The 25,082-nt window shown below is 62.8% G+C and carries 25 protein-coding genes; 15 read left to right on the top strand and 10 right to left on the bottom strand.

The features are described from left to right. The first annotated feature begins 28 nt into the window (after window positions 1-28). The 4 genes from leuS (at window position 29) to KUV26_RS19420 (ending at window position 4,786) form a co-directional block, all read left to right on the top strand. Window positions 29-2,593 (top strand): leucine--tRNA ligase, encoded by a 2,565-nt coding sequence (gene leuS / locus KUV26_RS19435; protein WP_222509633.1) that lies wholly within the window; start codon window positions 29-31, stop codon window positions 2,591-2,593. Beyond that, window positions 2,580-3,095 (top strand): LPS assembly lipoprotein LptE, encoded by a 516-nt coding sequence (gene lptE / locus KUV26_RS19430; RefSeq protein ID WP_222509632.1) that lies wholly within the window; start codon window positions 2,580-2,582, stop codon window positions 3,093-3,095. Before leuS ends, lptE begins: the two co-directional genes overlap by 14 nt. Further along, a complete protein-coding gene (holA, locus tag KUV26_RS19425) occupies window positions 3,092-4,120 on the top strand; it encodes a DNA polymerase III subunit delta (RefSeq protein ID WP_222503796.1) in 1,029 nt (342 codons plus the stop codon). Before lptE ends, holA begins: the two co-directional genes overlap by 4 nt. 75 nt (window positions 4,121-4,195) lie before the next feature. Next, window positions 4,196-4,786 (top strand): glutathione S-transferase family protein, encoded by a 591-nt coding sequence (locus KUV26_RS19420; protein WP_222509631.1) that lies wholly within the window; start codon window positions 4,196-4,198, stop codon window positions 4,784-4,786. On the opposite strand, the gene KUV26_RS19415 is transcribed toward KUV26_RS19420, so the two are convergent. Continuing rightward, window positions 4,759-5,958 carry a TIGR03862 family flavoprotein gene (locus KUV26_RS19415; protein WP_222509630.1) on the bottom strand — a complete coding sequence of 400 codons (1,200 nt, stop codon included), beginning with the start codon at window positions 5,956-5,958 and terminating at the stop codon, window positions 4,759-4,761. The two genes, KUV26_RS19420 and KUV26_RS19415, sit on opposite strands and share 28 nt — an antisense overlap. 68 nt (window positions 5,959-6,026) lie before the next feature. Between KUV26_RS19415 and KUV26_RS19410 the strand changes: the two genes are divergently transcribed. Further along, entirely contained in the window at window positions 6,027-6,320 is a 294-nt protein-coding gene (locus tag KUV26_RS19410; RefSeq protein ID WP_222509629.1) for an HNH endonuclease, read from the top strand. Here the strand turns inward: KUV26_RS19410 and KUV26_RS19405 are convergent. Genes KUV26_RS19405 through KUV26_RS19395 form a run of 3 tightly spaced genes read right to left on the bottom strand, consistent with a single transcriptional unit; the run spans window position 6,317 to window position 8,357 of the window. Beyond that, window positions 6,317-7,003, bottom strand: a complete 687-nt coding sequence (locus KUV26_RS19405) for a VOC family protein (RefSeq protein WP_315900148.1) — start codon at window positions 7,001-7,003, stop codon at window positions 6,317-6,319. The genes KUV26_RS19410 and KUV26_RS19405 overlap by 4 nt on opposite strands. After that, window positions 7,000-7,611: an enoyl-CoA hydratase/isomerase family protein gene (locus KUV26_RS19400; protein WP_222509627.1), complete on the bottom strand. Its 612-nt coding sequence runs from the start codon at window positions 7,609-7,611 to the stop codon at window positions 7,000-7,002. Before KUV26_RS19400 ends, KUV26_RS19405 begins: the two co-directional genes overlap by 4 nt. Beyond that, the gene (locus KUV26_RS19395; RefSeq protein WP_222503790.1) at window positions 7,608-8,357 is read right to left on the bottom strand and encodes an SDR family oxidoreductase; all 750 of its coding nucleotides are present in this window, start codon (window positions 8,355-8,357) and stop codon (window positions 7,608-7,610) included. Before KUV26_RS19395 ends, KUV26_RS19400 begins: the two co-directional genes overlap by 4 nt. A 135-nt stretch (window positions 8,358-8,492) precedes the next feature. Between KUV26_RS19395 and KUV26_RS19390 the strand changes: the two genes are divergently transcribed. The 5 genes from KUV26_RS19390 (at window position 8,493) to lpxK (ending at window position 14,570) form a co-directional block, all read left to right on the top strand. Then, window positions 8,493-10,016 (top strand): DUF2125 domain-containing protein, encoded by a 1,524-nt coding sequence (locus KUV26_RS19390; RefSeq protein WP_222509626.1) that lies wholly within the window; start codon window positions 8,493-8,495, stop codon window positions 10,014-10,016. Window positions 10,017-10,138: 122 nt separating this feature from the next. Next, complete coding sequence (locus tag KUV26_RS19385) at window positions 10,139-11,485, top strand: TldD/PmbA family protein (RefSeq protein WP_222509625.1); 1,347 nt, start codon at window positions 10,139-10,141, stop codon at window positions 11,483-11,485. Then, on the top strand, window positions 11,472-12,275 hold the full coding sequence (locus KUV26_RS19380; protein ID WP_222509624.1) for an inositol monophosphatase family protein: 804 nt from the start codon (window positions 11,472-11,474) through the stop codon (window positions 12,273-12,275). The genes KUV26_RS19385 and KUV26_RS19380 overlap by 14 nt, the downstream gene beginning before the upstream one ends. A gap of 113 nt (window positions 12,276-12,388) precedes the next feature. Then, entirely contained in the window at window positions 12,389-13,582 is a 1,194-nt protein-coding gene (locus tag KUV26_RS19375) for a 3-deoxy-D-manno-octulosonic acid transferase (RefSeq protein ID WP_222509623.1), read from the top strand. Continuing rightward, window positions 13,569-14,570 (top strand): tetraacyldisaccharide 4'-kinase, encoded by a 1,002-nt coding sequence (gene lpxK, locus KUV26_RS19370; protein ID WP_222509622.1) that lies wholly within the window; start codon window positions 13,569-13,571, stop codon window positions 14,568-14,570. Before KUV26_RS19375 ends, lpxK begins: the two co-directional genes overlap by 14 nt. A 77-nt stretch (window positions 14,571-14,647) precedes the next feature. On the opposite strand, the gene KUV26_RS19365 is transcribed toward lpxK, so the two are convergent. Both KUV26_RS19365 and KUV26_RS19360 read right to left on the bottom strand, forming a co-directional pair. Further along, on the bottom strand, window positions 14,648-15,319 hold the full coding sequence (locus tag KUV26_RS19365) for a DsbA family protein (protein WP_222509621.1): 672 nt from the start codon (window positions 15,317-15,319) through the stop codon (window positions 14,648-14,650). After that, the gene (locus tag KUV26_RS19360; protein WP_222509620.1) at window positions 15,316-15,843 is read right to left on the bottom strand and encodes a DUF721 domain-containing protein; all 528 of its coding nucleotides are present in this window, start codon (window positions 15,841-15,843) and stop codon (window positions 15,316-15,318) included. Before KUV26_RS19360 ends, KUV26_RS19365 begins: the two co-directional genes overlap by 4 nt. Window positions 15,844-15,927: 84 nt before the next feature. On the opposite strand from KUV26_RS19360, the gene mutY reads away from it, so the two are divergent. Together mutY and KUV26_RS19350 are read left to right on the top strand one after the other, a co-directional pair. Beyond that, window positions 15,928-16,992, top strand: a complete 1,065-nt coding sequence (gene mutY, locus KUV26_RS19355) for an A/G-specific adenine glycosylase (protein WP_222509619.1) — start codon at window positions 15,928-15,930, stop codon at window positions 16,990-16,992. An 84-nt stretch (window positions 16,993-17,076) separates the two neighbouring features. After that, entirely contained in the window at window positions 17,077-18,210 is a 1,134-nt protein-coding gene (locus tag KUV26_RS19350; RefSeq protein ID WP_222503781.1) for an alkane 1-monooxygenase, read from the top strand. Between the two features lie 4 nt (window positions 18,211-18,214). Here KUV26_RS19350 and KUV26_RS19345 read toward each other — a convergent pair whose 3' ends face one another. From KUV26_RS19345 to KUV26_RS19330, 4 genes are all read right to left on the bottom strand, one after another. Further along, the gene (locus KUV26_RS19345) at window positions 18,215-19,603 is read right to left on the bottom strand and encodes an adenylate/guanylate cyclase domain-containing protein (RefSeq protein ID WP_222509618.1); all 1,389 of its coding nucleotides are present in this window, start codon (window positions 19,601-19,603) and stop codon (window positions 18,215-18,217) included. Window positions 19,604-19,787: 184 nt separating this feature from the next. After that, window positions 19,788-20,891: a site-specific DNA-methyltransferase gene (locus KUV26_RS19340; RefSeq protein ID WP_222503779.1), complete on the bottom strand. Its 1,104-nt coding sequence runs from the start codon at window positions 20,889-20,891 to the stop codon at window positions 19,788-19,790. A gap of 107 nt (window positions 20,892-20,998) precedes the next feature. Then, on the bottom strand, window positions 20,999-21,616 hold the full coding sequence (locus KUV26_RS19335; RefSeq protein WP_222503778.1) for a ribonuclease HII: 618 nt from the start codon (window positions 21,614-21,616) through the stop codon (window positions 20,999-21,001). Window positions 21,617-21,714: 98 nt separating this feature from the next. Further along, window positions 21,715-22,185 carry a hypothetical protein gene (locus KUV26_RS19330; RefSeq protein WP_409996954.1) on the bottom strand — a complete coding sequence of 157 codons (471 nt, stop codon included), beginning with the start codon at window positions 22,183-22,185 and terminating at the stop codon, window positions 21,715-21,717. Between the two features lie 202 nt (window positions 22,186-22,387). Here KUV26_RS19330 and KUV26_RS19325 point away from each other — a divergent pair, with 202 nt between their 5' ends. From KUV26_RS19325 to KUV26_RS19315, 3 genes are all read left to right on the top strand, one after another. Beyond that, complete coding sequence (locus KUV26_RS19325) at window positions 22,388-22,681, top strand: hypothetical protein (protein ID WP_222503776.1); 294 nt, start codon at window positions 22,388-22,390, stop codon at window positions 22,679-22,681. Further along, window positions 22,653-23,354, top strand: a complete 702-nt coding sequence (locus tag KUV26_RS19320) for a transcriptional regulator (RefSeq protein WP_222503775.1) — start codon at window positions 22,653-22,655, stop codon at window positions 23,352-23,354. The genes KUV26_RS19325 and KUV26_RS19320 overlap by 29 nt, the downstream gene beginning before the upstream one ends. A gap of 139 nt (window positions 23,355-23,493) precedes the next feature. Beyond that, the gene (locus KUV26_RS19315) at window positions 23,494-25,068 is read left to right on the top strand and encodes a DUF427 domain-containing protein (protein WP_222509616.1); all 1,575 of its coding nucleotides are present in this window, start codon (window positions 23,494-23,496) and stop codon (window positions 25,066-25,068) included. The last annotated feature ends 14 nt before the right edge of the window (window positions 25,069-25,082 follow it).

Below are 25,082 nucleotides of genomic sequence, written 5' to 3'. Positions count from 1 at the left end.
CGGCGTTTTCATGCAAAGGACCGCTCTGATGTCGCGTTACTCCGCCACGGAAATCGAAGCTAAATGGCAGGAAGCCTGGGACAAGGCCGGAATTTTTCAGGCCAAGCGCACCGGCGACAAGCCCAAGTATTATGTGCTGGAGATGTTCCCTTATCCGTCGGGCAAGCTGCACATGGGCCATGTGCGCAACTACACCATGGGCGACGTGATCGCGCGGTATAAGTTGTCCACCGGCCACAACGTGCTGCACCCGATGGGGTTTGACGCCTTCGGCATGCCGGCCGAAAACGCCGCGATGGCGAGCGGCGGCCATCCCAAGGACTGGACCTACGCGAATATCGACACGATGGTCGAGCAGATGAAGCCGCTGGGCCTATCGCTGGACTGGAGCCGCATGTTCGCCACCTGCGATCCGGAATATTACGGCCAGCAACAGGCGCTGTTCCTGGATTTCCTCGAAAAAGGTCTGGTCTACCGCAAGAACGCAGTGGTGAACTGGGACCCCATCGACATGACCGTGCTCGCCAACGAGCAGGTCGAGAACGGCCGCGGCTGGCGCTCCGGCGCACTGGTGGAGCGGCGCGAGCTGACCCAGTGGTTCTTCAAGATCTCGGATTTCTCTGAAGAGCTGTTGTCGGCGTTGGACACGCTGGAAAACTGGCCCGCCAAGGTCCGCCTGATGCAGGAAAACTGGATCGGCAAGTCGCGCGGCCTGCAGTTCGCCTTTGAACGCACCGATGGCGGCGAGGCGATCGAGGTCTACACCACACGCCCCGACACGCTGATGGGCGCGTCCTTTGTCGGCATTTCGCCCGACCACCCGATTGCCAAGCAGCTGGAAGCTGAATCGGAAGAGGTCGCAGCCTTTGTCGCCGAATGCCGCAAGGGCGGCACCACCGAGGAAGCCATCGAGACCGCCGAGAAGCTGGGCTATGACACCGGCATCCGCGTGAAGCACCCGTTGAACCCCGACTGGGAGCTGCCGGTCTGGATCGCCAACTTCATCCTGATGGATTACGGCACCGGCGCGATCTTTGCCTGCCCGGCGCATGACCAGCGCGACCTCGACTTCTGCCGCAAATACGACCTGCCGGTCACCAACGCTTTCTTTGCACTGGCAGACGACTCTTCGGTCGAGAACGAGGCCTTGGTGCCTGCGAAAACCGAAAAGGTCCGCTGGGTCGACCACTTCGCCGGGCTGACCGAGGCAAGCGGCGAGGAAGCGATCAACGCCACCGTCGATTTTGCCGAGAAGGCAGGCTGGGGCCAGGGCGTTACCAAGTACCGCCTGCGCGACTGGGGCCTGAGTCGCCAGCGCTACTGGGGCTGCCCTATCCCTGTGGTCCACTGCGAAGACTGCGGCGTGGTGCCGGAGAAGAAAGAAAACCTGCCGATCGCCCTGCCCTACGATGAAGGCGGCAAGCCGATCGACTTCTCGGTGCCAGGCAACCCGCTAGACCGCCACCCGACCTGGCGCGACTGCGCCTGCCCGTCCTGCGGCAAGCCGGCCAAACGCGAAACCGACACCATGGACACCTTTGTAGATTCGTCCTGGTACTTCGCCCGCTTCACAGCGCCGCGCGCCGATACGCCGACCGACATGGCCGAGGCTGAATACTGGATGAACGTCGACCAATATATCGGCGGCATCGAGCACGCGATTTTGCACCTGCTCTATTCGCGCTTCTTTGCCCGCGCGATGCAGATATGCGGACACCTGCCGGAGAAATCCATCGAGCCGTTTGATGCACTGTTCACCCAGGGCATGGTGACCCACGCGATCTACAAGACCACCGGCGACAATCACCGCCCGGTTTACCACTACCCCGAGGAAGTGGAACTGCGCGATGGCAAGGGTTTCCTGAAGGACGGCACCGAGGTGGAGATCATCCCCTCCGCCAAGATGTCCAAGTCCAAGAACAACGTGGTGGACCCGCTGCACATCATCTCGTCCTTCGGGGCGGACACCGCGCGCTGGTTCGTGCTGTCCGATTCGCCGCCTGAACGGGACGTTGAATGGACCGCGGCCGGCGCCGAGGCCGCTTACAAACACCTGAACCGGGTCTGGAACCTGTGCGACCGCATCGGCGCCATGGATCCGGATTCAGCCGGCGAAGGCGACGAAGATCTGCTGCGCGAAATGCACAAGGCGATCCGCGACGTGACGCTGGGTGTTGATTCCTTCGGCTTCAACGCGGCGATTGCCAAACTCTACGCCTTCACCAACACACTCGCCAAATCCAAGGCCAGCGCCAAGGTGCAGAAGCAGGCGATCATGACGCTGGCGCAGCTGATGTCGCCGATGACCCCGCACCTGGCCGAGGATATTTGGAACCATCAGGGCGGCGAGGGCCTGTGCGCCACCGCACCCTGGCCGGTTGCCGACGAAACGATGCTGGTCGAGGACACCGTCACCCTTCCGATCCAGATCAACGGCAAGCGCCGCGGCGAGATTGAGGTCGCCAAGGATCTGGACAAGGCGGAGGTTGAAAAACTCGCCCTGGCGCACGAAGCTGTGCAGAAGGCGCTGAATGGCGGCGCTCCGAAAAAGGTGATCGTGGTTCCGGGCCGGATTGTGAATGTCGTTGCTTAACCTCCGCACCCTGCTGCTGGCCCTGCCACTAATGGCAACGGCCTGCGGCTTCACGCCGGTCTACGGCCCTGGCGGCACCGGATCCGAGCTGCATGGGAAAATAGAAGTTCAGGCTCCGGAGGAAATCAGGGATGCCACCGGCGCCGATGCATATTTCCTGGTGCAGAATCTGGAGCAGCGCCTGGGCCGCGGCAGCAGTGCTGCCTACGAGCTGGGCCTGACGCTCAGCACCCAGGAAGAGGGTCAGGCGATTACAGCGGACAACGAAATCACCCGCTATTCGGTAATCGGAACCGCAGGGTTTTCGCTGACCCGGCTGTCGGACGGCAAGATTATCTCCAGCGGCACCGTACGGAATTTCACCGGCTATTCCGCCACCGGATCCACGGTGGAGACTCTGGCGGGCGAACGCGACGCGCACGAACGGCTGATGGTGATCCTGGCAGACCAGATCACGGCCCAGATACTGGCAACCGCGGATCTTTCCGCCGCCGCTGAATGAAGCTCTCGCCCCGTGAAGCAGACGGCTATTTCGCCAAGCCTGACCCGGGCAAGACCGGCATTCTGATTTATGGTGCCGACGCCATGCGCGTGTCTCTGAAGCGGCAGCAGGTGCTGGCTGCCCTGCTTGGCCCCGGCGCCGAGGAGGAAATGCGCCTGACCCGCCTGCCTGGCGGCGACCTGCGCAAGGATCCGGCGCAGCTTCTGGATGCGGTCAAGGCGGTTGGTTTTTTTCCGGGCGTCCGGGCGGTCTTTGTGGAAGGCGCAAATGACACCGCCACTCCTGCCATCATCGCAGCGCTGGAGGAATGGCAGCCGGGAGACGCCCGGATCGTGGTCACGGCCGGCCAGCTCAAAGCGTCCTCCAAACTGCGCAAAGCGTTTGAAGGTCACAGCAATGCTTATGCAGCAGGCATCTATGACGACCCGCCCTCGCGCGCCGAGATCGAGCGGATTCTGGGCGAGGCAAATATCCGCGACGTGCCCGGCGACAGCATGTCGGCACTCACAGACATTGCCAATGACATCGGCCCCGGAGACTTCTCCCGCATGATCGAGAAGCTGGCGCTGTACAAACACGGCGACAGCAGCCCGCTGTCTCTGGAGGATATCGGTGCGGTCGCCCCGCAATCGACCGAAGCAGCACTGGATGATGTGCTGAATGTGGTGGCCGAGGGGCGCAGCGCAGAAATCGGCCCGCTGATCCGCCGCCTGCAGGCGCAGGGCACCAATGCGGTAACGCTGTGCATCGGCGCCACCCGGCATTTCCGCACGCTTTACACCATCGCCTCTGCCCCCGGCGGCCCTGCCCAGGGCATCGGCCAGCTGCGACCGCCGCTTTACGGCAAGCGCCGCGACCGGATGCTGCGCCAGGCGCAGAACTGGGGTGCGAACCGGCTGGAAACCGCTCTGACCATCATCACGGATACCGATCTGGCGCTGCGCTCCGCCGGCCAGACCGCCCCGGCACTGGCGCTGATGGAGCGCGCCCTGATCCGGCTGGCCATGCTGAGCCGCGCCCGCTGAACCGGCTACGCGCCGTCCGGCTTGATCCTCTGTGCCGCTCTGCCCATTTTAGTAGGGCACAACAGGAGAGAGACGATGTATACCGTCACCGGCATCCCGCTGACCCGCACCTTCCGGGTGCTCTGGGCGCTTGAAGAGCTTGGAGAACCTTACGAGCTCCACCAGCACGGCCCCCGCAGTCCGGAAGTTCAGGCGCTGAATGTCTCGGGCAAAGTTCCGGTCTTGCAGGCAGAGGGTGAAACCATCACCGACTCGACCGCCATTATCACCTATCTGGCCGACAAGCACCGCGCGCTGACCGCTCCTGCCGGCACGATCGCGCGCGCCAAGCAGGACGCGATCACCCATCTGCTGCTGGACGAGATCGACGCTGTCCTGTGGGCCGCGGCGCGGCACAGCTTCATCCTGCCCGAGGAGCAGCGGGTGCCGGAAGTGAAAGGCAGCCTGAAATGGGAATTCGGCCACAACCTTGCGCGCCTCGAGAGCAAAATGTCCGGTCCTTTCCTGATGGGGGAGGACTTCACGATCGCGGACATCATCTGCACCCATTGCCTGAACTGGGCCCGCAGCGCCAAATTCCCGGTCGAGGGCGAAAAAATGCAGGATTACGGCAAGCGGATGCGGGGCCGCGAGGCGTTTCAGCGGGTCGCCGAACTGGCCAGGTAGTCCGCAGCCGCGGTGCCCGCCCAGCGCCCGGTCGCCAAGCAAGCGGTCAGCAGATAGCCGCCGGTCGGGGCCTCCCAATCCAGCATTTCCCCGGCGCAGAATACCCCGGGGATTTGCTTCAGCATCAGTCCGCCATCCAGTGCCTCCCGGCAGACACCGCCAGCGGTGGAAATTGCCTCATCCATTGGGCGCAGGCCTGCGTGCGCCACTGGCAGCGCTTTCAGCAGACCGGCCAGGGCCAGGGGCTCCTGAGGCAGTGGCCGCCCGAACTCCTGCAGCAGAGCCGCCGCAGCCGGTGCCAGTTTCAAGGACTTGCGCAGATGGTTGGAAAAACTTGCCTTGCCGCGCGGGCGCGACAGGCGGCGGGCGACCTCCGCCTCCTTCAGATCCGGCAGCAGATCCACATGCAGTGCAGCCCCCTCCCGCACTGCTGCACAGATGGAATAGACCCCGCCGCCCTCTAGGCCGCGCTGCGAAATCACAGCCTCCCCGCGCGAGCTCAGACCGCCGGCCCGCAGGGCTATACCTTTTAGAGGCTGGCCGAATTGCTGAGACATGTGCTTGGACCAATCCACCAGCAAACCGGCATTGGCAGGTTTGAAGTTAGCGACCTCAACGGCCTGTTCCTCCAGGAACGGGACCCAGGCACCGTCCGCTCCCAACCGCGCCCAGCTTGCACCGCCTAGCGCAAGAACAATAGCCCCCGCCTCAATCCGCACCGGCCCGCCGGGTGTTTCCAGCGCAACGGCCCCAGCATCCCAGCCGGCCCAGCGCCAGCGGGTACGGACTTGAACGCCATACCCATCCAGGCGCTCCAGCCAGGCCCGCAGAAGCGGCGACGCTTTCATCACTTTGGGAAATACCCGGCCGGTTGAGCCCGTGAACAACTCGCTTCCCAGACCTTGCGCCCAGGCCTGCACTGCCTGCGCGTCAAAGGCCCGGATCATCGGCGCCAGCCAGTCCGCAGCATCCCCATACCGGGTGATCAGCTGTGCAAACGGCTCATCTTTGGTCAGGTTCAGGCCCGACTTGCCCGCCATCAGGAATTTGCGCGCAACAGATGGCTTGGCCTCGGCCACCAGCACCCGGTACCCGGCACGGCCCAGTTCCTCGGCGGCCATCAAACCGGCCGGTCCCGCCCCGATCACCACTGCGTCCCATGCTTCTGTCATACCATCCCCTTGCCAGCCCTTGCCGCCGGCGTGTCTAGTATCCGCACGCAACCAGCCGAGGCCTGTGCATGTCTGATCCGGTTTGCCCGCTTTGCGGCCGCCCAATCCCAAAGGGTGTCGCGCAAAGCCTGCACCATCTGATCCCAAAACTGAAAGGAGGCAAGGGCGGCCCGGCGGCTCTGCTGCACGACATCTGCCACCGAGAGATCCATGCCACGCTGACTGAGGCGGAACTGGCCCGCGACTACAGCACCCCGGAGACGCTGCGAACCCACCCCCGGCTGGCGAAATTCATCGCCTGGGTCCAGAAGCGCCCGCCTGCATTCCGGTCGCGCGTGCCGGGCAAGCGGCGCAAGCGTTAAGTGATTTCCAGCCCCAAGAAGGCCGGGCTGTCGCGCAACTGCGCCCCGGCAATGTGCTGAAATTCCAGCGTGGTATAGGGGCGCTGCCACAGCCATTCCCGGTTTGCCACTGACCGCGGATCCGGATCCGGCGGGTTTTCCCCTGTAAATGCCAGGAAATGCAGATCGAACCCGAACTCCGCCACATCCTGCACCGAAAGCAGTTTCATTTCGGCGTGAAGCGCAAGTTCGGCGGCGATGTCCCCGGTCCGCAAGGTGATTTGCCCGACATGCGCGCCGCCGCCCAGCGGCAGCGCAGGATCTCCAGCCCCTTCCGGCCGGTTGCCAAGAAAATCGTGCTGCAGAAGCTCAATCGCAAAACCCTCGGGGTCGTGCAGATGCGCCATGTAGCCGATATCACGGAACTGATGCGGAGCCGAAACCTCCACGCCTTTTTGCCGCAAATATTCACAAGCTGTATCCAGGTCGGGCAAGCAGATTCCAAGCTTCCAATAGCGCTCATCACGCGCATGCGGCACCCGGTGCCCGCCAGGCCGCAGAATCAGGTCGGCGTCTTCGCCGGCATAGCCAGCACGCCACACCTCGCCGTCAGCCCGCGCCTCCATTCCGAGCACTTCCGCATAGAAACCTGCCAGCCGCTCCGGGTTCTCCACCTGCAAATGAAGTCCGGAAAGCCGCTTCACCGGCACATCCTCAGAATCCCGGCGGCAATCTCCGGCTTGGCCTCCAATGCATGCGCCAGCAGCTCATGCGCGGTACCCATCAGTTCTTCCGGCTCCACGATGCGATCCACCAGCCCGTAATCATAGGCCTCCTGCGCGGTAATCTTCTGCCCCGCCGCCAGAATTATCTTGGTGCGTGCAGGCCCGATCAGCGCCGTCATGCGGCCCGCGTCCGACGGCTGCGGCAGATAGCCGAGCTTCATCACCGGGTAAAAGAATTTGGCCGACGGCACCGAAAGGCGGATATCGCAGGCCAGAACCATGCCATTCGCGCCACCCGCCAGGGTGCCGTTAAGCGCGGCTACCTTGAGGCAAGGAACCGCTGCCATCGCCGCCGACAGCCGCTCCCATACGGGCGAGGTGGCCAGACCGGCCCGCGCTTCATCCAGGTCAGCACCCGCGCTGAAGACCTTGCCGGTACCGGTCAGGATCAGCCCGCGGGCTTCCTGCGCGCGTTCGGCAATTTCCGCCAGCTCGGTCAGCATCGCCTCTGTCAGCGAGTTTGCCTTTTCCGGCCGGTTAATGGTGATAGTCCACAAACCGTTGTCCGCGATCTCCAGTCCGATCATGCCAGCCCCACCCGTTTGCGGATGCTGTCCTCACGCAATGAAACCTCCGCGCCGATGAAGTCATCTGCATCCGCTGAGCACATCCACATCAGGGTCCGTGCAGGCCATTCGGCTGGAATATGGTCTTCCCACTCCAGCTCGCTCACGGGATTGATGCCGCTGGCCTTGATTTCCCGCTGCATCTGGGTCGCTACCGTGCCCGGCGAAAGGCCCATGGCGCGGATGCCGTTGCCGCGCTCTTCCAGGTCCAGCGCGCTAGTCAGCATCGCCGCACCCGCCTTGGAAGTACAATAGGCGCTCCAGCCTTCCAGCGGCCGGTGCGCGGCGCCGGAGCTGACGGTGATGATGGTGCCGCCGCCTGCTGGCTTCATCAGCGGCAATGCGCCCCGCATCCCGTTGAACACACCCTTGACGTTTATATCGATCAGCTTGCCCCAGTCTTCGGGTTGCGCCTGTTCCAGCCGGGAAATCGGCTCAATCACCCCGGCGTTATTGATCAGGACATCCAGGCTGCCGAATGTCTGGTGGGTTTCAGACAGCGCTGCCTCAACCGCAGCAAAATCAGCCACATCGCAGGCAAAGGTCAGCACGTTTCCGCCAATCTCCGCCGCCAGGTCCCGCAGCGCTTCACCGCTTCTTGCCAGTAAGGCAAGATTGGCCCCGGCAGCGGCAAACACCCGGGCTGCATCCGCGCCAATGCCGCGGCTGGCCCCTGTAATTGCAACTGTTTTTCCATTGAAATCCATCCGCTGTCCCTCCAATTGGCTGCTGACCCAAGTGGTAAAGCGGTTACGGGGAACGGTCCAGCCCAAGGCCCCCTTGACGGCACCGCCCGCCGGGCCGACGATGTTTTCAATTATCTCTCAGAGAAAGGTTCTCTAATGTCCGTAATTTTTGCGCGCGGCGGGGCCGCAGCGGCAATTTTGGTTGTTTCCGCGCAGGGCGCCCTGGCCGATCTCAGCGCTCAGGATGTCTGGGGTGACTGGAAGGCGTATCTGACCAGCACCGGTTACACCGTTTCCGGCACCGAGGCCGTTTCGGGCAGCACCCTGACCATTTCCGATGTGTCGATGGCCATGCCGATTCCCGAAGAGGACGGCACCGGCACCATCAGCTTCCCGGAAATCCAATTCATTGAAAACGGCGACGGCACCGTCAACGTGCTTCTGCCAGCCGAGTTTCCGATGGGCTTTGAATTCTCCGGCGACGGCGAGACCTTTGCAGGCAAGCTGATCTATTCCCACGATGGCAACCCGATGAAGGTGGCCGGCGACGACGAGAACATGAGCTATGACTACACCTCCTCCAAGGTGTCGTTGACGCTGGATGAATTATCCGCTGACGGCGAGGCAGTGCCGGCCGAAGCGGCGAAGGTTCAGGTGATCATGAACGACGTCGTCACCAAGAGCACCATGAAAGTGGCCGGCGCACGCAGCTACGATCAAACTATGACGGCCTCCAGTCTGACCTATGACATGGGGTTCAATGATCCCGAGGGCGAAGGCAACGGCAGCTTTAAAGGCGCTCTGCAAGGCCTGAGCTTCACCGGCACCGGCACCGTTCCCGACGGGCTGGAAAGCCCCGATATGGCAGCCTTGCTGGAGGCCGGCTTTGCATTTGACGGCACCTTCACCTTTACCGGTGGCAACGGCGCCATCTCCGGCATGGACGGAAGCGAGAGCTTCGCCATGGAAAGCAATTCCCAGGGCGGCGCATTCACCGTGGCAATGGACAAGCAGCACCTGACCTATGACATTTCGCAAGTCGCGACCAATGTGAACATCTCCGGCTCCGAAATTCCCTTTCCCCTGGCGCTCAGCATGGCCGAGACCGGGTTCAAGCTGATGATGCCGCTGGCAAAATCCGAGGAGGAGCAGGATTTCGCCCTGGGCGTTACTCTGCGGGACTTTGCGGTACCGGAAATGCTGTGGGGCATGGTCGACCCGACCGGCCAGCTGCCGCATGACCCGGCAACCGTCATTCTGGACCTGGCCGGCAAGGGCAAGGTACTGTTCGACCTGTTCGACCCGAAAGCCATGGAAGCCGTAGAAAAAGGAGAAGAGCAGCCGGGTGAGCTGAACGCGCTGACCGTCAAGCAGCTGCAGGTCTCCGCCGCCGGCGCCGAGCTGACCGGTACTGGCGACTTCACCTTCAACAACGAGGACTTGACCAGCTTCGACGGCATGCCCGCTCCGGCTGGTGTGGCCAACCTCAAGCTGGTCGGTGCCAACACGCTGATCGACAAGCTGATCGGCATGGGCCTGATGTCCGACAGCGACGCCATGGGCGCACGGATGATGATGGGCATGCTGGCAGTGCCAGGCGAAGGCGAGGACACGCTGACCTCGAAGATCGAAATCTCCGAGGACGGCCAGATTCACGCCAACGGCCAGCGCATCAAGTAACCGTCAATTCCCTTGCGGGAACTGCACAGGGGCTGCCGCGCGCAGCCCCTTTTTTACTGCCCGCTCTTGCGGCGTGCCGCCTCACTGGATAGCTCTTTAACAGAGCAGAACAGAAGGTGCCCATGACCCAGTCCCCCGAAGCGCTTTGCCACGCCCTGATTGATGCCGCCCGCAAGGCCGGCGCGGATGCCGCCGACGCCATGGCGGCTGAGGGCAGTTCCCTCAGCATCGAAGTGCGCGAGGGCAAACTGGAGCATGCGGAGCGCTCGGAAGGCACGGATCTGGGCCTGCGGGTGTTTGTCGGCAAGCGCCAGGCGCTGGTGTCCTCGTCGGACATGCGTCCGGAAACCATCGCAGCAATGGCCGAACGCGCCGTTGCCATGGCCAAGGAAGCGCCGGAGGACCCCTATGCCGGTCTGGCCGACCCGTCTCAGCTGGCCAACGGCTGGAACCTGGCTGCACTGGAGCTTGAAGACCCGAGCGGCGAACCTGAGCCCGCAGCACTGCAGGCTGACGCTCTGGCAGCCGAGGCCGCTTGCCAGGACGTGGACGGCATCACCCAGGTTCAATCGGCCGCCGCGGGATATGGCCGCCATGCGGTTCATCTCGCTGCAACAAATGGCTTCTCCGGTGGCTATCAGCGCACTGGCCGGTCGCTGTCCTGCACCGGGATCGCTGGCACCGGCACCGGTATGGAGCGTGACCACGACGGGGATTCCCGCACCTTTCAGGCTGACCTGCGCAGCGCCGGGGATATTGGCCGCACCGCCGGCGAACGAGCCGTTGCCCGGCTGGGCGCTCGCAAGCCGAAGACCGGCAGCTTCCCGGTGCTGTTTGACGAACGCATCTCCTCCTCGCTGATCGGGCACCTGATGTCGGCCGCCAATGGCGCCGCAATCGCCCGCGGCTCCTCCTGGCTGAAGGATTCGCTGGGGCGGCAGGTGCTCCCGGAAACCCTCTCGGTCATTGAGGACCCGCACCGCCCGCGCATCTCCGGCTCGCGTCCGTTTGACGGCGAAGGGCTGCCGACCCGCCGCCGAACCGTAGTGGACAACGGCATGCTGACCGGCTGGACTCTGGACCTGGCCTCCGCCCGCAAGCTGGGGCTGGAAAGCACCGGCAACGCCGCCCGCGGTATCGGCGGGGTGCCTTCGCCCTCCACCTGGAATATCGCGCTGACCCAAGGCGGTGCCAGCCGCGCGGATCTGATTGCGCAAATGGGGACAGGGCTACTGGTCACCTCTATGATCGGATCCACCATCAACCCGAACACCGGCGACTATTCCCGCGGCGCTTCGGGTTTCTGGGTGGAAAACGGCGAAATTGCCTATCCGGTCAATGAATGCACCATTGCAGGCAACCTGCTCGACATGCTGCGCCGCATCGTGCCTGCCAATGATGCGCGCCGGCACCTTTCCACTGTGGTGCCTTCGCTGCTGGTCGAAGGAATGACCCTTGCCGGCAACTGACCTTGCCCTGCTTGTCAAAGCGGCGGAACAGGCCGGGGACATCGCGTGCCGCTACACGGGACCCGGCGCCAGGCGATGGGACAAGCCCGGCGGAGCCGGTCCGGTGACCGAGGCTGATCTCGCGGTCAACGCCATGCTGGAAGACTTGCTGCAGCAGGCGCGTCCGGACTACGGCTGGCTGTCCGAAGAAACCGAGGACAGTACTGCGCGTCTCTCCCGCGGGCGGGTGTTCATCATCGACCCGATCGACGGCACCCGCAGCTTTGCCGAAGGCTCCCGCACTTGGGCGCATTCCATTGCCGTAGCCGAACAGGGCATTGTGACGGCAGCGGTGATCTATCTGCCGCAGCGGGATCTGATGTACACCGCCTCCGTTGGGCGGGGGGCTCACTGCAACGGCAGCCCTATTGCAGTCTCCACCGCAACTGACCTTGCCCGCACGGAAATCCTGGCTGCCAAACCCAACTTGCAGCCGCACCACTGGCAGGGCGGTACCCCGCCTGCGTTCATCCGCAGTTACCGGCCCTCGCTGGCCTACCGTCTGGCCAAGGTGGCGGATGGCCGGTTCGGCGCTATGCTGACCCTGCGCCCCAGCTGGGAATGGGACATTGCCGCAGGCGATCTTTTGCTGCGCGAGGCGGGCGGCACGATCACTGACCGCTCCGGCAGTCCCCTGCGGTTCAACAATCCGAACCCGCGGCTGAGCGGCGTCATCGCCGGAAACAGCACCCTTCACGGGGAACTGATGGCGACGCTGGATCCGGCCGGACCCGGCATAGCTGGACATTGAGCCCGCCCCGGACTAAGCGGTTCCAGCGGCGGCGCCAGGGCCACGCCAAAATTTTCCACAGACAAACCCGCATGTTGCAGATACCTTGGGCCGTAAAATTCAAACCGAACCAGATGCAACGGCGAACCATCAAATCCGGCCACTCCTATACGCTGCAGCCCCGCCCCCAGGGGGAACTGCTGTGGGTGCATGCAACCACGCCTGAGCGCTACCAAGCGCTCTGCGACATCGGCCGCCGGCTGAAGAGCCTGCGCCCGGACCTCTCCGTGCTGGCCAGCTGGGAGCCGGAGCTGCGGCTGACCGGCACTGTCGGCTGCGACATTCCGGTTGGTCCGCTGGCGGAGGACACCTTGACCGAGGCGCGCAGTTTCGTGGCGCACTGGCAGCCGGATGCCTGCATCTGGACAGGCCCGCCGTCCCGGCGGGTCATGCTGCGCCATCTGCGCGAGCAGGGAACCGGTGTGCTTCTGGCCGACCTTCTTGACTCAGAAATGCCCCACCGTGCAAGCCGCTGGCTGCCGGACCAGCGCCGCAGAATGCTTGAAGGGCTCACGTGTATCCTGACGCCGTCCAAAACGGTGCGAGACCGGCTGATCCGCTTGGGTTTCCCCTCGGAACGTCTGGAACTGGCCGGCAAACTGCGGGTGTCCGCCATTCCGCCCGGCTGCAACGAAGACGAACTGGCCACCATGCAGCAGACGCTCGGAAGCCGCCCTGTGTGGTTAGCAGCACATGTCAGGCTGGATGAGCTGCCGCGTATTCTGGACGCCCACCGGAATGCCCTGCGGCTGCTGCACCGCTTGCTTCTGGTGGTTGCGCTGGACAGTATCACGGATCTGGAGGCAGCCCGCCGCCTGCTGCAAGACAGCGGGCTGTCCTTTGCGGATTGGGAAAACGGCGGTGAGCCCGAGGACTTCAATCAGGTCCTGCTGACCGGCGGTGAGGATTTGGGCCTATGGTACCGTTTGTCTCCCGTTGCCTTGATCGCCAGCAGCCTGGACCCGGCAGCACAGGGCCAATCCCCGCTGGATGCCGCCGCGCTGGGGTCAGCCATGCTGCATGGGCCTGGCATCCATGCACACCGCGATCTTTACGATCGGCTGGCCAAGGTCGGCGCCGCGGTTCAGGTGCAAACTCAAAGCGGTATGGCCGACACCGTGGTTGCACTTTCCGCACCGGACAAGGCTGCCGAAATGGCCCTTGCCGGCTGGCAAAGCGTGACCGAAAGCGCCGCCACAACAGATACTCTTCTGGAAAGGGTCCAGACCCTTCTGGACCAGCGTGAGGACAGTGATGCGGGCTCCTGATTTCTGGCACAAGCCGCCGGCGGATTTCGACCTGAGGGCGAGCCTGCTGGCACCGCTGGGGTGGGCTTATGCGCGTGCCACCGCATCGAGGCTGGCCAAGGGCAATCCGGCACCTGCCGGGGTGCCTGTCATCTGCGTGGGCAACTTGAATGCCGGCGGCACAGGCAAGACCCCGACAGTGATCTGGCTGCTGGAGGTCCTGCGCAGCCTGGGCCATGAGCCGCATGTGGTCACCCGTGGCTATGGCGGCACTTTGGAGGGGCCGGATCAGGTCATGCCCGGCCGCCACAAGGCCGCGCAGACCGGAGACGAACCCCTGCTGCTGGCCGCCTTCGGTGAGGTCTGGGTCGCCAAGGACCGCGCTGCAGGTGCACGCGCCGCTGCGAAGGCCGGAGCAACAGTCATTGTGCTGGACGACGGGTTTCAGAACCCTGCAGTCGCCAAGGACCTCTCGCTGATTGTGGTGGACGCGCAGCATGGGTTCGGCAACGGCCGCTGCCTGCCGGCAGGCCCCTTGCGCGAACCGGTTGCAAACGGTCTGAAACGGGCAGATGCGGTATTGTCCCTCGGGCCGGACCCGGCTCAAAAGTTGTTCGCCGACACTTGGGGCGGCCAGTTGCAAGGTCTGCCGCATTTCACAGGCGCGCTTGAACCGCTGCAGACAGGGATGCCCTGGAACGACACCCGGGTTTTGGCCTTTGCCGGCATCGGCCACCCTCAGAAGTTCTTCGCCACCCTGCGCAGCCTCGGTGCGGAAATAGTCCGGGCTGAAGCACTGGACGACCACCAGCCGCTGACTCCTGCGCTAATGAACCGGCTTCAGAATGACTCCCAGCTTTTGAACGCCCAACTGGTCACGACTGAAAAAGACGCCGTCCGTCTGCCCGACAGCTTCCGCTCGAAGGTGATCACCCTGCCTGTCCGATTGCAGATTGCCGGGGACGTAAGGCTGAAAGACATGCTGAGAGCAGCAGCACCTGCACCTTGACCGGCAGGGAGACCGCACTACCTTAAACGAAAAAGCCCGGACACTCTGCCCGGACTTTGCTTTCTGGCAGCAAGCGCTTAGCCTTCCAGTTCGGCATCCAGCAGCTTCTTGAAGTCCTCGTAGGACTGGTTCGAAATCTTCTCGCCGTTCAGGATAAAGGACGGGGTCGATTCGATGCCGTGCTCCGTGGCGTTTTCCTGGTACCAGGCAACCAGTGTCTGCGCTTTTTCCCCGTCCTGGAGGCAGGCTTCCAGCTGGTCATTTTCAATGCCCGCCAGGCGGCCGATCTTGCGCAGCTCGTCAATGATTTCCGACGCACCGCCGGCCCGCGCCCATTCGGACTGGCCCTTGTAGATCAGATCGGAAATGCCAAAAAACTTCTCCGGCCCGTTGCAGCGCGCAATCATCGAGGCCCACAGGCCGTAACGGTCGAAATAGACTTCGCGGTAGATGAATTTCACTTTGCCGGTGTCAATGTAATCCGCCTTCAGCTTCTTGAAGGTGTCATTGTGGAAGCTGGCGCAATGCGGGCAGGTATAGGACGCGTATTCGATCAGCGTGACCGGCGCATCCTCTGCCCCCAAGGTCATCTCGGTGATGGTGGAGGTGTCAACTTCGGCCTCTTGCGCGAAGGCGGCGCCGACCAGCGGATTGCTGGGCAGGCTGCTTTGGCTGTTGAACCCCGACAGGGCATAACCGCCCGCAACCACCGCCACCGCGGCAAAGACACCAGACATCAAACGGGTCATTTGAACCCCTTTCCTTGCGTTTTTTGTTTTGTCAGCACATTGCGCCCCAGGCGTTCCAGGGCGGCGCGCAAATCGTCGTTCTCCACCCCCGCGGCTGTCCTGCTGGCCTCTGCCGCATCCTGCGGGTCCGGCTGCAGCGGCGCTTGCACCTTGGGGGCATATTTAAATTCCACGCGGCCGTCGGAAAATCCCGTCGGTGCAGTCTGGGTGATCCGCACCTTGGAAATCGCGTTGAAGCCGTAGACCGCATTCACCCGCTCCCGCAGGCGCTCCTTCTGCATCTCGAGCATCGGCGCATTGGCCCCAGTGGTCAGCACCGTCAGCGTCGCCCCGAATGAGCCGCGCCCGTAGCCGACATTGACCGGCCGCGCCATGGCGGCGATATCCGGCCCCGCAATTTCTTCCCAATGAGTCAGCAGCCGCGACACCGCAAACCCGCGGCTTTCGCCTGCCTTGCGGATCTGCTCGTTCAGGAGCTTGGAGGTCCGTGCGAACCCGCGTGTTGTGCTGCGTCTGAATGCCATGATCTAGGTTTTGCTCGACTGCCTGCCCTATTGTAAAGAGCGGTAATGCAGGCGCCAGCCAAACCGCAAGCCAGGGAATAACGAATGCGTGACTTGAAGATCGATTCCGCAGCGATGAGCAATGACCTGCTGGCGTGGTATGACGTTCATGCCCGCGAAATGCCTTGGCGGGTGGGACCGGCAGACAGCGCTGCGGGCATCCGCCCGGACCCCTACAGGGTCTGGCTCAGCGAGGTGATGCTTCAGCAAACCACCGTGGCCGCCGTCCGCGGTTACTTCCTGCGCTTCATCAGCCGCTGGCCAACGGTTCTAGATCTGGCGGCAGCGGAAGACGCCGATGTGATGAACGAATGGGCAGGCCTCGGCTATTACGCGCGGGCGCGCAACCTGCTGAAATGCGCGCGCACAATAGCAGCGGATCACGGAGGAAACTTCCCGGACAGCTATGAGAGGTTGCTCAACCTGCCGGGCATCGGCCCCTACACCGCCGCCGCCATCGCCTCGATCGCCTTTGACCGTCCTGAAACCGTGCTGGACGGCAATGTTGAACGGGTGATGGCCCGCCTGCATGACATCCACGCCCCCCTGCCTGACGTTAAACCTGTCCTCAAGGAGCGCGCGGCGGAGCTGACCCCGGCACTGCGGCCTGGCGACTACGCACAGGCGGTTATGGATCTTGGGGCCACCATCTGCACCCCGCGCCGCCCGGCCTGCGGTATCTGCCCCTGGCGTGACCCGTGTGCGGCGAGGGCAGCAGGCACAGCCGCAGAACTGCCCAAGAAGGCTCCCAAGAAGCCTAAACCAATCCGGCATGGCATCGTCTACTTGGCGGAAGCGGCAAACGGAACGTGGCTGCTGGAACGGCGCCCTGACAAGGGACTGCTGGGCGGCATGCTGGGCTGGCCCGGTTCGGAGTGGAACGGCGCCCCGGTCCCAGCCCCGCCGTTTGAAGCAGACTGGCGGGAGCTGGACGGCGAGGTCCGGCATACTTTTACCCATTTCCACCTGATTCTGCGGGTCATGACCGCCCAGCTTCCCAACGGTTTCAGTCAGAAAGCAGATCAGGAACTGGTCACGCACCGCGATTTCAGCCCCGCCAGCCTGCCAACGGTGATGCGCAAAGCCTTCGATCTGTACAAAGGCCGGTAGATGACCCTACGCCCCTCTTGGGTTTTCATTTCCGGACGCATAGGGTTTCCGCAAACGCGCGCTGATTGATTGGGAGACACTGGCATGATTGCCCCCGGAACCCTTGCCCGCTGGCAAAGCGCCCTGCCGTTCTGGATGTCCTTTCTGCTGCTGCCGCTGGTCGTTGCCGCCGCGCTGCAAGGCGGATGGGCTCTGCTGCTGCCGCCGCTGGTGACCTGGCATCTGTTTGCGGTGCTGGACGGGATGTTCGGGCTGAATCTTGAGAACGCCGACCCAGAGACGCCGGACAGCGACCTCAGATGGTACAAAGCGCTGACTGCGGCCTGGGTGCCGCTGCAGTTCATCATGCTGTTCGGGCTGATCTGGTACGTCAGCGGCGCGGAGCACCTGAATGGCTTCGAAAAGTTCGCCGCCTTTTTCGGCGTCGGCGTTGTGACCGGCGCTGTCGGCATCAACTACAGCCACGAGCTGATGCATCAGCCCAGCCGGATCGAGCGATGGCTGGGGGATATCCTGCTGGCGATGGTGCTTTATTCACACTTCCGGTCCGAGCACCTGCTGGTGCATCACCGCTATGTCGGCACCCCGCGCGATCCTGTAACCGCTCGCTACAACGAAGGTTTCCACCGCTTCTATCCGCGGGTGTTGCGGCAGTGCTGGCACTCCGCCTTCCAGGCAGAGAAGGACAAGCTTGCCAAGAAGAACCGCCCCTGGACTGACCGCTCCAACCCGTTCTTCCGTTACTGGGCGCTGCAGGCGGCAATGCTGCTGCTGGCGCTGATGCTGGGCGGTCTGACCGGCGTCCTCTTGTTCCTTGTGCAGGCAGGCACCGCAATCTGGCAACTGGAGGTGGTCAACTATGTGGAGCACTACGGGCTGACCCGCAAACATCTGGGCGACGGGAAATACGAGCCGGTCCGGCCCCGCCATTCCTGGAACGCCGCGCACAAGGCCTCGAACTGGCTGCTGATCAACCTGCAGCGCCACTCGGACCACCATTACAAACCGAACCGCCGCTTCCCGCTGTTGCAGAATTATACCGAGGCTGACGCGCCGCAGCTGCCCTATGGCTACCCGGTGATGACTATCGCGGCGATGATCCCGCCGCTGTGGAGCCGGGTGATGAACCCGCGGGTGCGGCGCTGGCGGCAGAGGTATTATCCGGAAATCACCGACTGGCACCCATACAACAAGGCACAGAATCCGATGCCGCGCTAAAGGGTCAGCCCCACGCCAGCACTGTCATCGGCTGGTCCAGCCCGCGCACCTCCTGATCCCGGTGCAGGGCGGCCCCCTCCAGCAAATCCCCCCGCGCCTGTTCCGCGGTCACCCGCTCTGCCAGCGTTTCACTGATCACTATCCTGGCTTGCAGCTTTCTGGTCAGATTTTCCAAACGGGCGGCAACATTCACCGTCGTTCCCAGCACCGCATATTCCAGCCTGTTGGCACCGATATCTCCCAGCAGCGCCTCACCGTAGTGGATACCAATCCCGGCGCGGATTTCTTCCTTGCCCTGCTTTGCACGCTCGCGGTTCCATTTCGCCAGCGAGCCGCGCATCGCCTGGGCACAGGCCAGCGCGTTGGTCGCATCCTGCCGACCGGCGACCGGCGTGCCGAAGGTCGCCATCAGCCCGTCCCCCAGATACTTGTCCAGCGTGCCATGGTGGTGGAACACCTCCCTCTCCATCCGGCCGTGGAATTCCCGCAGCAGCCCGATCACCGCGTGCGGATCCATCCCCGCCGACAGCCGGGTGAAACCGATGATGTCGATGAACAGCACCGCCACGTTTTCACTGCGTACCTGCTTCAGCGGCTCATCGTTCTGCGACAGCTGCTCCACCACATTAGGGGAAAAATAGCGCGACAGGTTTGCCCGTTCCCGTTCCAGGCCGGCATTGCTCCGAAGCAGCCCGTTGAAGCGGCGCACCGAAAACCCCAGCGTCACAGCAACCAGAACAAAGATCACGGCTTCCTGGATGCGCAGCTGCACCACAAAACTGTTCGGGTCAAAAAACTGTGCAAGTTCCGGTTCATAGCCAAAGGCAGCCGCGGCTGCTTCGCTGAGCCCGGGTACAGGGCTGGAGAACCACCAAACCAGCCCCAGCGCACCAAGCCACATCACCGCGGTCCAGGTGCCGATGGCAATCACCGTGCGCCAGGAATAGGCCATCGTGCCGGCTGCCAGGATGATGAAGAAGTACTGAAAATTGTCGAACCGGTAGAGCATGGACGCGGGTATCCCGCGGCTGTCAAACGGATTGGGCACGACCAGCCCGAACGTCATGATCGCAAGGTCGAGGAAAATCAGGAACAGCTCCAGGCGCGACCGGCCGACTTTCCCCACCCGGCTGATGAACCAGCCGTTGAGGCACAAGAGCGCCAGAAGCCCGTGATAGTACAGAACGCTCCAATTGGGGTTCAGGAAAACAATGAACACTGCGATAATTGGCAGCGCAATCCAGCGGGCGCGCACCGCCAGCTGCAGCCCTCGCCGCTTGTGCGCATCCAGTGCGGCTTCGGCATACCTGTTTTCCGCGGCGGACCCCTGCGGGGTTTCGCCTGCGGCCGCCTGGGAGCCCCGGGGCGCGGATACATACGCGGTATCGGTCATGGTGTCCCCTTATCCCGCCGGCTGGTTCAGGGCTTCAGATAAATGCCGGACTTCGAACAGGGAATAGCGCATCAAGCGCCAAAAGCAAAAAACCCCGCCTGATCCAGGCGGGGCGAGGTGTGCGCCTGCGCTAGGTGCGCAGGCGCCTGCAATAGCCTATCGAGACCTGAAGGACCTACGGGCCCTAGTTCTGCATCTCGGCCCGGATCTGCTGGCGCAGCACGTCGATCGGCACCGTCTTGCCATCACGCTTGAAGCACCAGTAGGTCCAGCCGTTGCAGGACGGCGCGTTTTCAAGATGCGCGCCCACCTGATGGATAGATCCCTTGATGTTGTCGCCGATCAGGGTGCCGTCAGCCCGGACCTTGGCTTTGTGGCGGCGGTTCATCGAATAGAGCTCCTCGCCCGGGCGCAGCATGCCGCGCTCGACCAGCTGGCCGAACGGCACCCGCGGCGCCGCGCGCTTGCTGGCGGAAACCTCCAGCGCCTCGCGGTCGAACTTGCGCACCGCCTTGATCCGCTTTTCCGCCACCTTGCGGTAGGCCTCCTCGCGCTCGATGCCGATATACTCGCGCCCCAGCATCTTGGCCACCGCACCGGTGGTCCCGGTGCCAAAGAACGGATCCAGCACCACATCGCCCGGGTTGGTCGCACCAACCAGGATCCGGTGCAGCAGCGATTCCGGTTTTTGCGTCGGATGCGCCTTGTCACCGTTTTCGTCCTTCAGGCGCTCATGGCCGGTGCAGATCGGCAGCACCCAGTCGCTGCGCATCTGAATGCCTTCGTTCAGCGCCTTCAGCGCCTCGTAGTTGAAGGTGTATTTCGCGCCTTCGGACTTCGACGCCCAGATCATCGTCTCATGAGCATTGGTAAAGCGCTTTCCGCGGAAGTTCGGCATCGGGTTCGACTTGCGCCAGATGACGTCGTTCAGCACCCAATAGCCTTCGTCCTGCAGCACAGAGCCGACGCGGAAGATGTTGTGGTAGGACCCAATAACCCAAATCGAACCGTTCGGCTTCAGCACCCGGCGCGCCGCCTTAAGCCAATCGCGGGTGAAGTTGTCATATGCCTGAAAGCTGGAAAATTGATCCCAGTGGTCATCCACGGCATCGACCTTGGAGTTGTCCGGGCGGTGCAACTGGCCTTTCAGCTGCAGGTTATACGGCGGATCCGCGAAGATCAGATCGACCGAATTGGCCGGCAGACTGTTCATCGCTTCGACGCAGTCCCCGCCAATAATCGTGTTTAAAGGGAGCGCTGCCGCGCCCTTTGTCATGGTTTTATTCATTGCTCTGCCTCATAACCGCGGCGCATTTTTGCGCTCATTAGGTTGTCCACAGGATGAGTCATCGCGGATTCGAGGTCAATTTGTTTATTACAACAACGCCTTACGGTTCACTCTTGATACAAGATATTGTGTATCGGTTTGAATGAGCGCCGATGATGTGGGGTTACCCCCAGCTGAACTAGCGCATCCCGGTGCTGTTTCGAGGGATAGCCTGCGTTTTTCTCCCAGCCATAACCCGGGAACTGTTGCGCCAAATCCACCATGATCCTGTCACGTGCCAGTTTCGCCAAAATCGAGGCCGCCGCGATGGACACAGATATAGCATCCCCCTTCACCACCGCGGCCGCGGGCAGGGCCAGACCATTGGGGATCAGGTTGCCATCAATCAGCAGGTAGTCCGGCGGCGGGTCCAGCGCTGCCACTGCGCGCTCCATTGCCAGGTGCGATGCGCGCAGAATGTTCAGGGAATCAATCTCTTCCACCGTCGCATGGGCGACCGCTGTCTGGGCCGAGGACAGGATTTCCACCTCCAGCGCTTCGCGTTTTTTCAAGCTGAGTTTTTTCGAATCGTTGAGACCTTCAGGAACTGCGCTGGCATCCAGAACCACCGCGGCGGCGGTCACCGGACCAGCCAGCGGCCCCCGGCCTACCTCGTCCACACCTGCAATTCTGAGGAACCCGTTGTCACGGGCAGCGGCTTCAAGATTGTAATCGGGCTGTATCATGCCTCTGACAAACCCAATCCCCGCACCGGATGCAACCCGCACAAAAAAGGGAGGCCGAAGCCCCCCAGGTTTGCTGCTGCTCGAACCCCCTGTGCGGATCAGCGGTTCACCATCCGGTAGCCATGCCGCTTCAGGCATCCGGGTTTGAAGCCGGTCCGGTTGCGCTGGCCGTTCCAGAAGGTCACCTTGCATGCGCTCGGCAGCTTGTGTGTGTAGCCGTAGTTGCGCTCCAGGCAGCGCTTTGCGGCCAGCGGATAGCTGGTGCTGTACCGCGGGTAGTAGCGGACGCACTGCGCAGGCAAATCATAGCGGCGCACGGACTGCGGCAGCGGTTTGACGTGACCGCCGTGGCGGTTGTGACCATGGTGCCGGTGGCCGCCGTGCGCGTGGTTCTGCGGCGGACTGTAGGTGCGTGTCACAGCGTGGTCGTCCTTGTCCCGGGAATGCTTGATGGCCGCGCCCAAGATCCCAAGCAGCGCCAGACCGCCAAGGATCTTCGCGACATCGTCGTCGGCGCGGGCAGGCGCTGCAGAGAAACCGGTTATGGCAATTGCTGCAGCAACAATCATTGCAATGAATTTCCGGTGCGGTTGGGGGCGTTGAATACGAGCCATGACGGGACCTTTCTATTGAAAATGCGGAACACTTGATGCCGCCAGCCTGTCCCCGTCCCCGTCAGACAGGCAATATCGGCAGCTTGTTATCGGATATCAGCGCACTCAACCTCCTGCGGTTATTGAATTTCAAGCAGCGCAGACGCAGGATGCACGCATGAAACAGACCCTTCTGATCCCCGCCCTTGCGGCTGCTCTTCTGGCATTCTCGGCGCCAGCTCAGGCCGCTGATTGCTACGCCGATTACAAGGCCAAGCAGGACAACCCGCTGCGCCTGCACTATGGTGTGATTCAGCTGTCCGGTGACTGCCAGAAGCAGGCCGCCCGAGGTGAAATCCAGGCCCGCATTGCTCCTGACGGCTGGACGCTTCTGAACGTCCTTTCGGTTTTCGGCCCCGAAGGCCTGCAGCAAAGGAAGGCCAATGCCGGACCCTACTATCTCCGTTTCTGAAGCCCGTGCCGCCGGCGGACGGGTCATTGCATTTGGTATCGCCGCCATCGTTGCCCTGCTGGTTATTGCCGGCACTGTGCTGCTGCTTACGCTGCCCGATGCCAATGCCTTCAATGCCCGGGTCGAGCGGCTGTTTGTCGAAAACGACCTGACCGCCCAAGCCGAAATCAAACTGCTGGAGATCCTGGCCCAATCCGGCACCGCCTTTGCCGACACGCTGACCAGCTACCGGATGGTGATCTTTGTGCTGCTGGTCTTTGCCACTGCGATGATGGTTGCGGCTTTGACTGTGCTGGGCATGCTGGTCATGCTGAACCGCCGCATGGCCCAGATCGAACGCTCCGGCATTCAGGTGAACGAGCTGCTGATCAGCCGCGACGAGAACACCGTCTACCTCAACAACATGGGGTTCAAGCTCACCCCGGCTGCAATGGAAACCTTGTCGGTCCTCGCAGAGGCGAGACTGGACGACGATGTGCTGTCCGGCGCCGAGATCGAGGCAGTGATTTCAGGCCGCACGTCGGCGGATTGCGAGGAAGCCGCCGGCGCCACCCGGATCAAACGCCTTCGGGACACCCTGGGCAACCAGATGGTCAGCGAGCTGCTGGTCAAGAACATCGCCAAGCGCGGCTATGTGCTGGCGATCAGCAAAGACGTGATCCGCATGGTCTGATCCGCCGCGCCGTTTTGCTCAACATCATGTGTCCGGCTCTGGATTTTCCGCCCCGATCCCCCAGATAATGCAGAACCGGCCCGCGCCGGCCGGTCCTGTTGCCGCCGCTAGCCCGGCACCTTGAACAAGGATCTTAGGGATGGATACGCAGGTGCAGACCCGCAATCCGGGATACGGGATTGTCGTAGAACCGCTAAAGGGGCGGGTCATTGCCCAGCGCGGCGGAACCATTCTGGCACAAAGCAGCCGCGCCAAGGTGATGTATGAAACCCGGCTTCTCCCAGCGGTCTATTTCCCTGCAGAAGACGTAACCGCTCCGCTCTCTGCCCATACCCCGCTGCAGACATTCTGCCCGTTCAAGGGCACCGCAAGCTACCGCGACATCCTGCTGCCCGGGGAGACCGTCGAGAACGGCGTCTGGGCCTATGAGGATGCCCTGCCTGAAGCGTCTGCCATCTCCGGCTATATCGGGTTCATGCCCGGTGCCGGGGTTGAATTCGACTACGGCCGCAACACCGTTGAGATGCCGGACTACGGGAATATCTCCGGCCCGGTGATCGACTGGCTGCTGCGGGACGCCTTCACAGTGCCAACGCCGGAAGAGCTGACCGCCGCGCTGGCGGAAAAGTTTGTCGAGCAGGGTATCTGCCTGTCCCGCCTCTCGGTCATGGCTTGGTCTCTGCACCCGCTGATCGCGGGCAAGAACTTTATCTGGCAGAGAAGAACGGGCGAGGTCACGACCTACGCCCCGTCGTATGAAATCCACGACCACCCAGCCTACCAGAACAGCCCGCTGCGGCATGTTTCAAACGGGCTGGGCGGGGTTCGGCACAGGCTAGACAGCTGTTGCACGGACGACGCTTTCCCGATTCTCGAGGACTTGCGCAAAGAAGGTGCCACCGACTATGTCGCCATGCCGCTGCGGTTTTCTGACGGGCGCATCAATGTGCTGACGCTCACCAGCGATCACCCGGAAGGCTTCTCAACCGCCAATCTAGGCCTTACCTTCGAATGCTCAGGGGTAATTGCCCGCTACTACGAAATCTTCATGCAGCGCGAAAACGCCCGGTCGCTTCTGGAAACCTATGTGGGCAAACGCACCGGCGCCCGGGTTCTGGGCGGCGAAATCCGCCGCGGCGACGGCGATGAAATCGATGCTGCCATCATGTTCTGCGATCTGCGCGGCTCCACCCGGCTGGAGGAGCAGCTGGGGCGGAAAGACTATATCGTGCTTCTGAACCAGTTTTTCGAAACCGCCTCGACCATTGTGCATGATCATGGCGGCGAGGTCCTGAAGTTCATCGGCGATGCTGTGCTGGCGGTGTTTCCGGCCGGCAGCGAACCGCAGCAAGCGCGCTCTCAGGCTTTGGACAGCGCCCGCGCCATTGTTGCCCGGCTGGAGGAGATCGCCCGGGAAGAAGACGGCCACCGCTGCGAGGCCGCAATCGGCATCGCCTATGGGCGGGTCACCTATGGCAACATCGGTTCGCGCGAACGGCTGGATTTTACGGTGATCGGCCAGGCCGCCAATGTCGCCGCCCGTCTGGGCGACTACGGAAAAACCGTCAACCACGCAATTGTAGTCAGCAGCGACATTGTGAACGACCCGTCCGAGGCTCTCTCCCTCGGGCAGATCAGCCTGCACAATGTCTCACGGCCGGTCGCGAGCTTCGCCATTCCAGCGGCGCAGAAACCTCAGGCAGCCACCGGATAGCCTCTGCCCTTTGG

The sequence above is a fragment of the Leisingera daeponensis genome (assembly GCF_019801465.1).
Lineage (GTDB): Bacteria > Pseudomonadota > Alphaproteobacteria > Rhodobacterales > Rhodobacteraceae > Leisingera > Leisingera daeponensis_A.
The sequence above is the reverse complement of the archived record's forward strand: the minus strand, read 5'-3'. Positions and strand labels throughout refer to the sequence as shown.

What these genes read in the sequence shown, in the direction of transcription:
- mutY (WP_222509619.1), top strand. Translation starts at nt 15,928, where the DNA reads ATGCGTGACTTGAAGATCGATTCCGCAGCGATGAGCAATGACCTGCTG.
- KUV26_RS19410 (WP_222509629.1), top strand. Translation starts at nt 6,027, where the DNA reads ATGTCTGATCCGGTTTGCCCGCTTTGCGGCCGCCCAATCCCAAAGGGT.
- lptE (WP_222509632.1), top strand. Translation starts at nt 2,580, where the DNA reads ATGTCGTTGCTTAACCTCCGCACCCTGCTGCTGGCCCTGCCACTAATG.
- leuS (WP_222509633.1), top strand. Translation starts at nt 29, where the DNA reads ATGTCGCGTTACTCCGCCACGGAAATCGAAGCTAAATGGCAGGAAGCC.
- KUV26_RS19340 (WP_222503779.1), bottom strand. Translation starts at nt 20,891, where the DNA reads ATGAATAAAACCATGACAAAGGGCGCGGCAGCGCTCCCTTTAAACACG.
- KUV26_RS19420 (WP_222509631.1), top strand. Translation starts at nt 4,196, where the DNA reads ATGTATACCGTCACCGGCATCCCGCTGACCCGCACCTTCCGGGTGCTC.
- KUV26_RS19330 (WP_409996954.1), bottom strand. Translation starts at nt 22,185, where the DNA reads ATGATTGTTGCTGCAGCAATTGCCATAACCGGTTTCTCTGCAGCGCCT.
- KUV26_RS19325 (WP_222503776.1), top strand. Translation starts at nt 22,388, where the DNA reads ATGAAACAGACCCTTCTGATCCCCGCCCTTGCGGCTGCTCTTCTGGCA.
- KUV26_RS19415 (WP_222509630.1), bottom strand. Translation starts at nt 5,958, where the DNA reads ATGACAGAAGCATGGGACGCAGTGGTGATCGGGGCGGGACCGGCCGGT.
- KUV26_RS19320 (WP_222503775.1), top strand. Translation starts at nt 22,653, where the DNA reads ATGCCGGACCCTACTATCTCCGTTTCTGAAGCCCGTGCCGCCGGCGGA.
- KUV26_RS19375 (WP_222509623.1), top strand. Translation starts at nt 12,389, where the DNA reads ATGCAACGGCGAACCATCAAATCCGGCCACTCCTATACGCTGCAGCCC.
- lpxK (WP_222509622.1), top strand. Translation starts at nt 13,569, where the DNA reads ATGCGGGCTCCTGATTTCTGGCACAAGCCGCCGGCGGATTTCGACCTG.
- KUV26_RS19400 (WP_222509627.1), bottom strand. Translation starts at nt 7,611, where the DNA reads ATGATCGGACTGGAGATCGCGGACAACGGTTTGTGGACTATCACCATT.
- KUV26_RS19345 (WP_222509618.1), bottom strand. Translation starts at nt 19,603, where the DNA reads ATGACCGATACCGCGTATGTATCCGCGCCCCGGGGCTCCCAGGCGGCC.
- KUV26_RS19335 (WP_222503778.1), bottom strand. Translation starts at nt 21,616, where the DNA reads ATGATACAGCCCGATTACAATCTTGAAGCCGCTGCCCGTGACAACGGG.
- holA (WP_222503796.1), top strand. Translation starts at nt 3,092, where the DNA reads ATGAAGCTCTCGCCCCGTGAAGCAGACGGCTATTTCGCCAAGCCTGAC.
- KUV26_RS19395 (WP_222503790.1), bottom strand. Translation starts at nt 8,357, where the DNA reads ATGGATTTCAATGGAAAAACAGTTGCAATTACAGGGGCCAGCCGCGGC.
- KUV26_RS19390 (WP_222509626.1), top strand. Translation starts at nt 8,493, where the DNA reads ATGTCCGTAATTTTTGCGCGCGGCGGGGCCGCAGCGGCAATTTTGGTT.
- KUV26_RS19350 (WP_222503781.1), top strand. Translation starts at nt 17,077, where the DNA reads ATGATTGCCCCCGGAACCCTTGCCCGCTGGCAAAGCGCCCTGCCGTTC.
- KUV26_RS19315 (WP_222509616.1), top strand. Translation starts at nt 23,494, where the DNA reads ATGGATACGCAGGTGCAGACCCGCAATCCGGGATACGGGATTGTCGTA.
- KUV26_RS19360 (WP_222509620.1), bottom strand. Translation starts at nt 15,843, where the DNA reads ATGGCATTCAGACGCAGCACAACACGCGGGTTCGCACGGACCTCCAAG.
- KUV26_RS19385 (WP_222509625.1), top strand. Translation starts at nt 10,139, where the DNA reads ATGACCCAGTCCCCCGAAGCGCTTTGCCACGCCCTGATTGATGCCGCC.
- KUV26_RS19365 (WP_222509621.1), bottom strand. Translation starts at nt 15,319, where the DNA reads ATGACCCGTTTGATGTCTGGTGTCTTTGCCGCGGTGGCGGTGGTTGCG.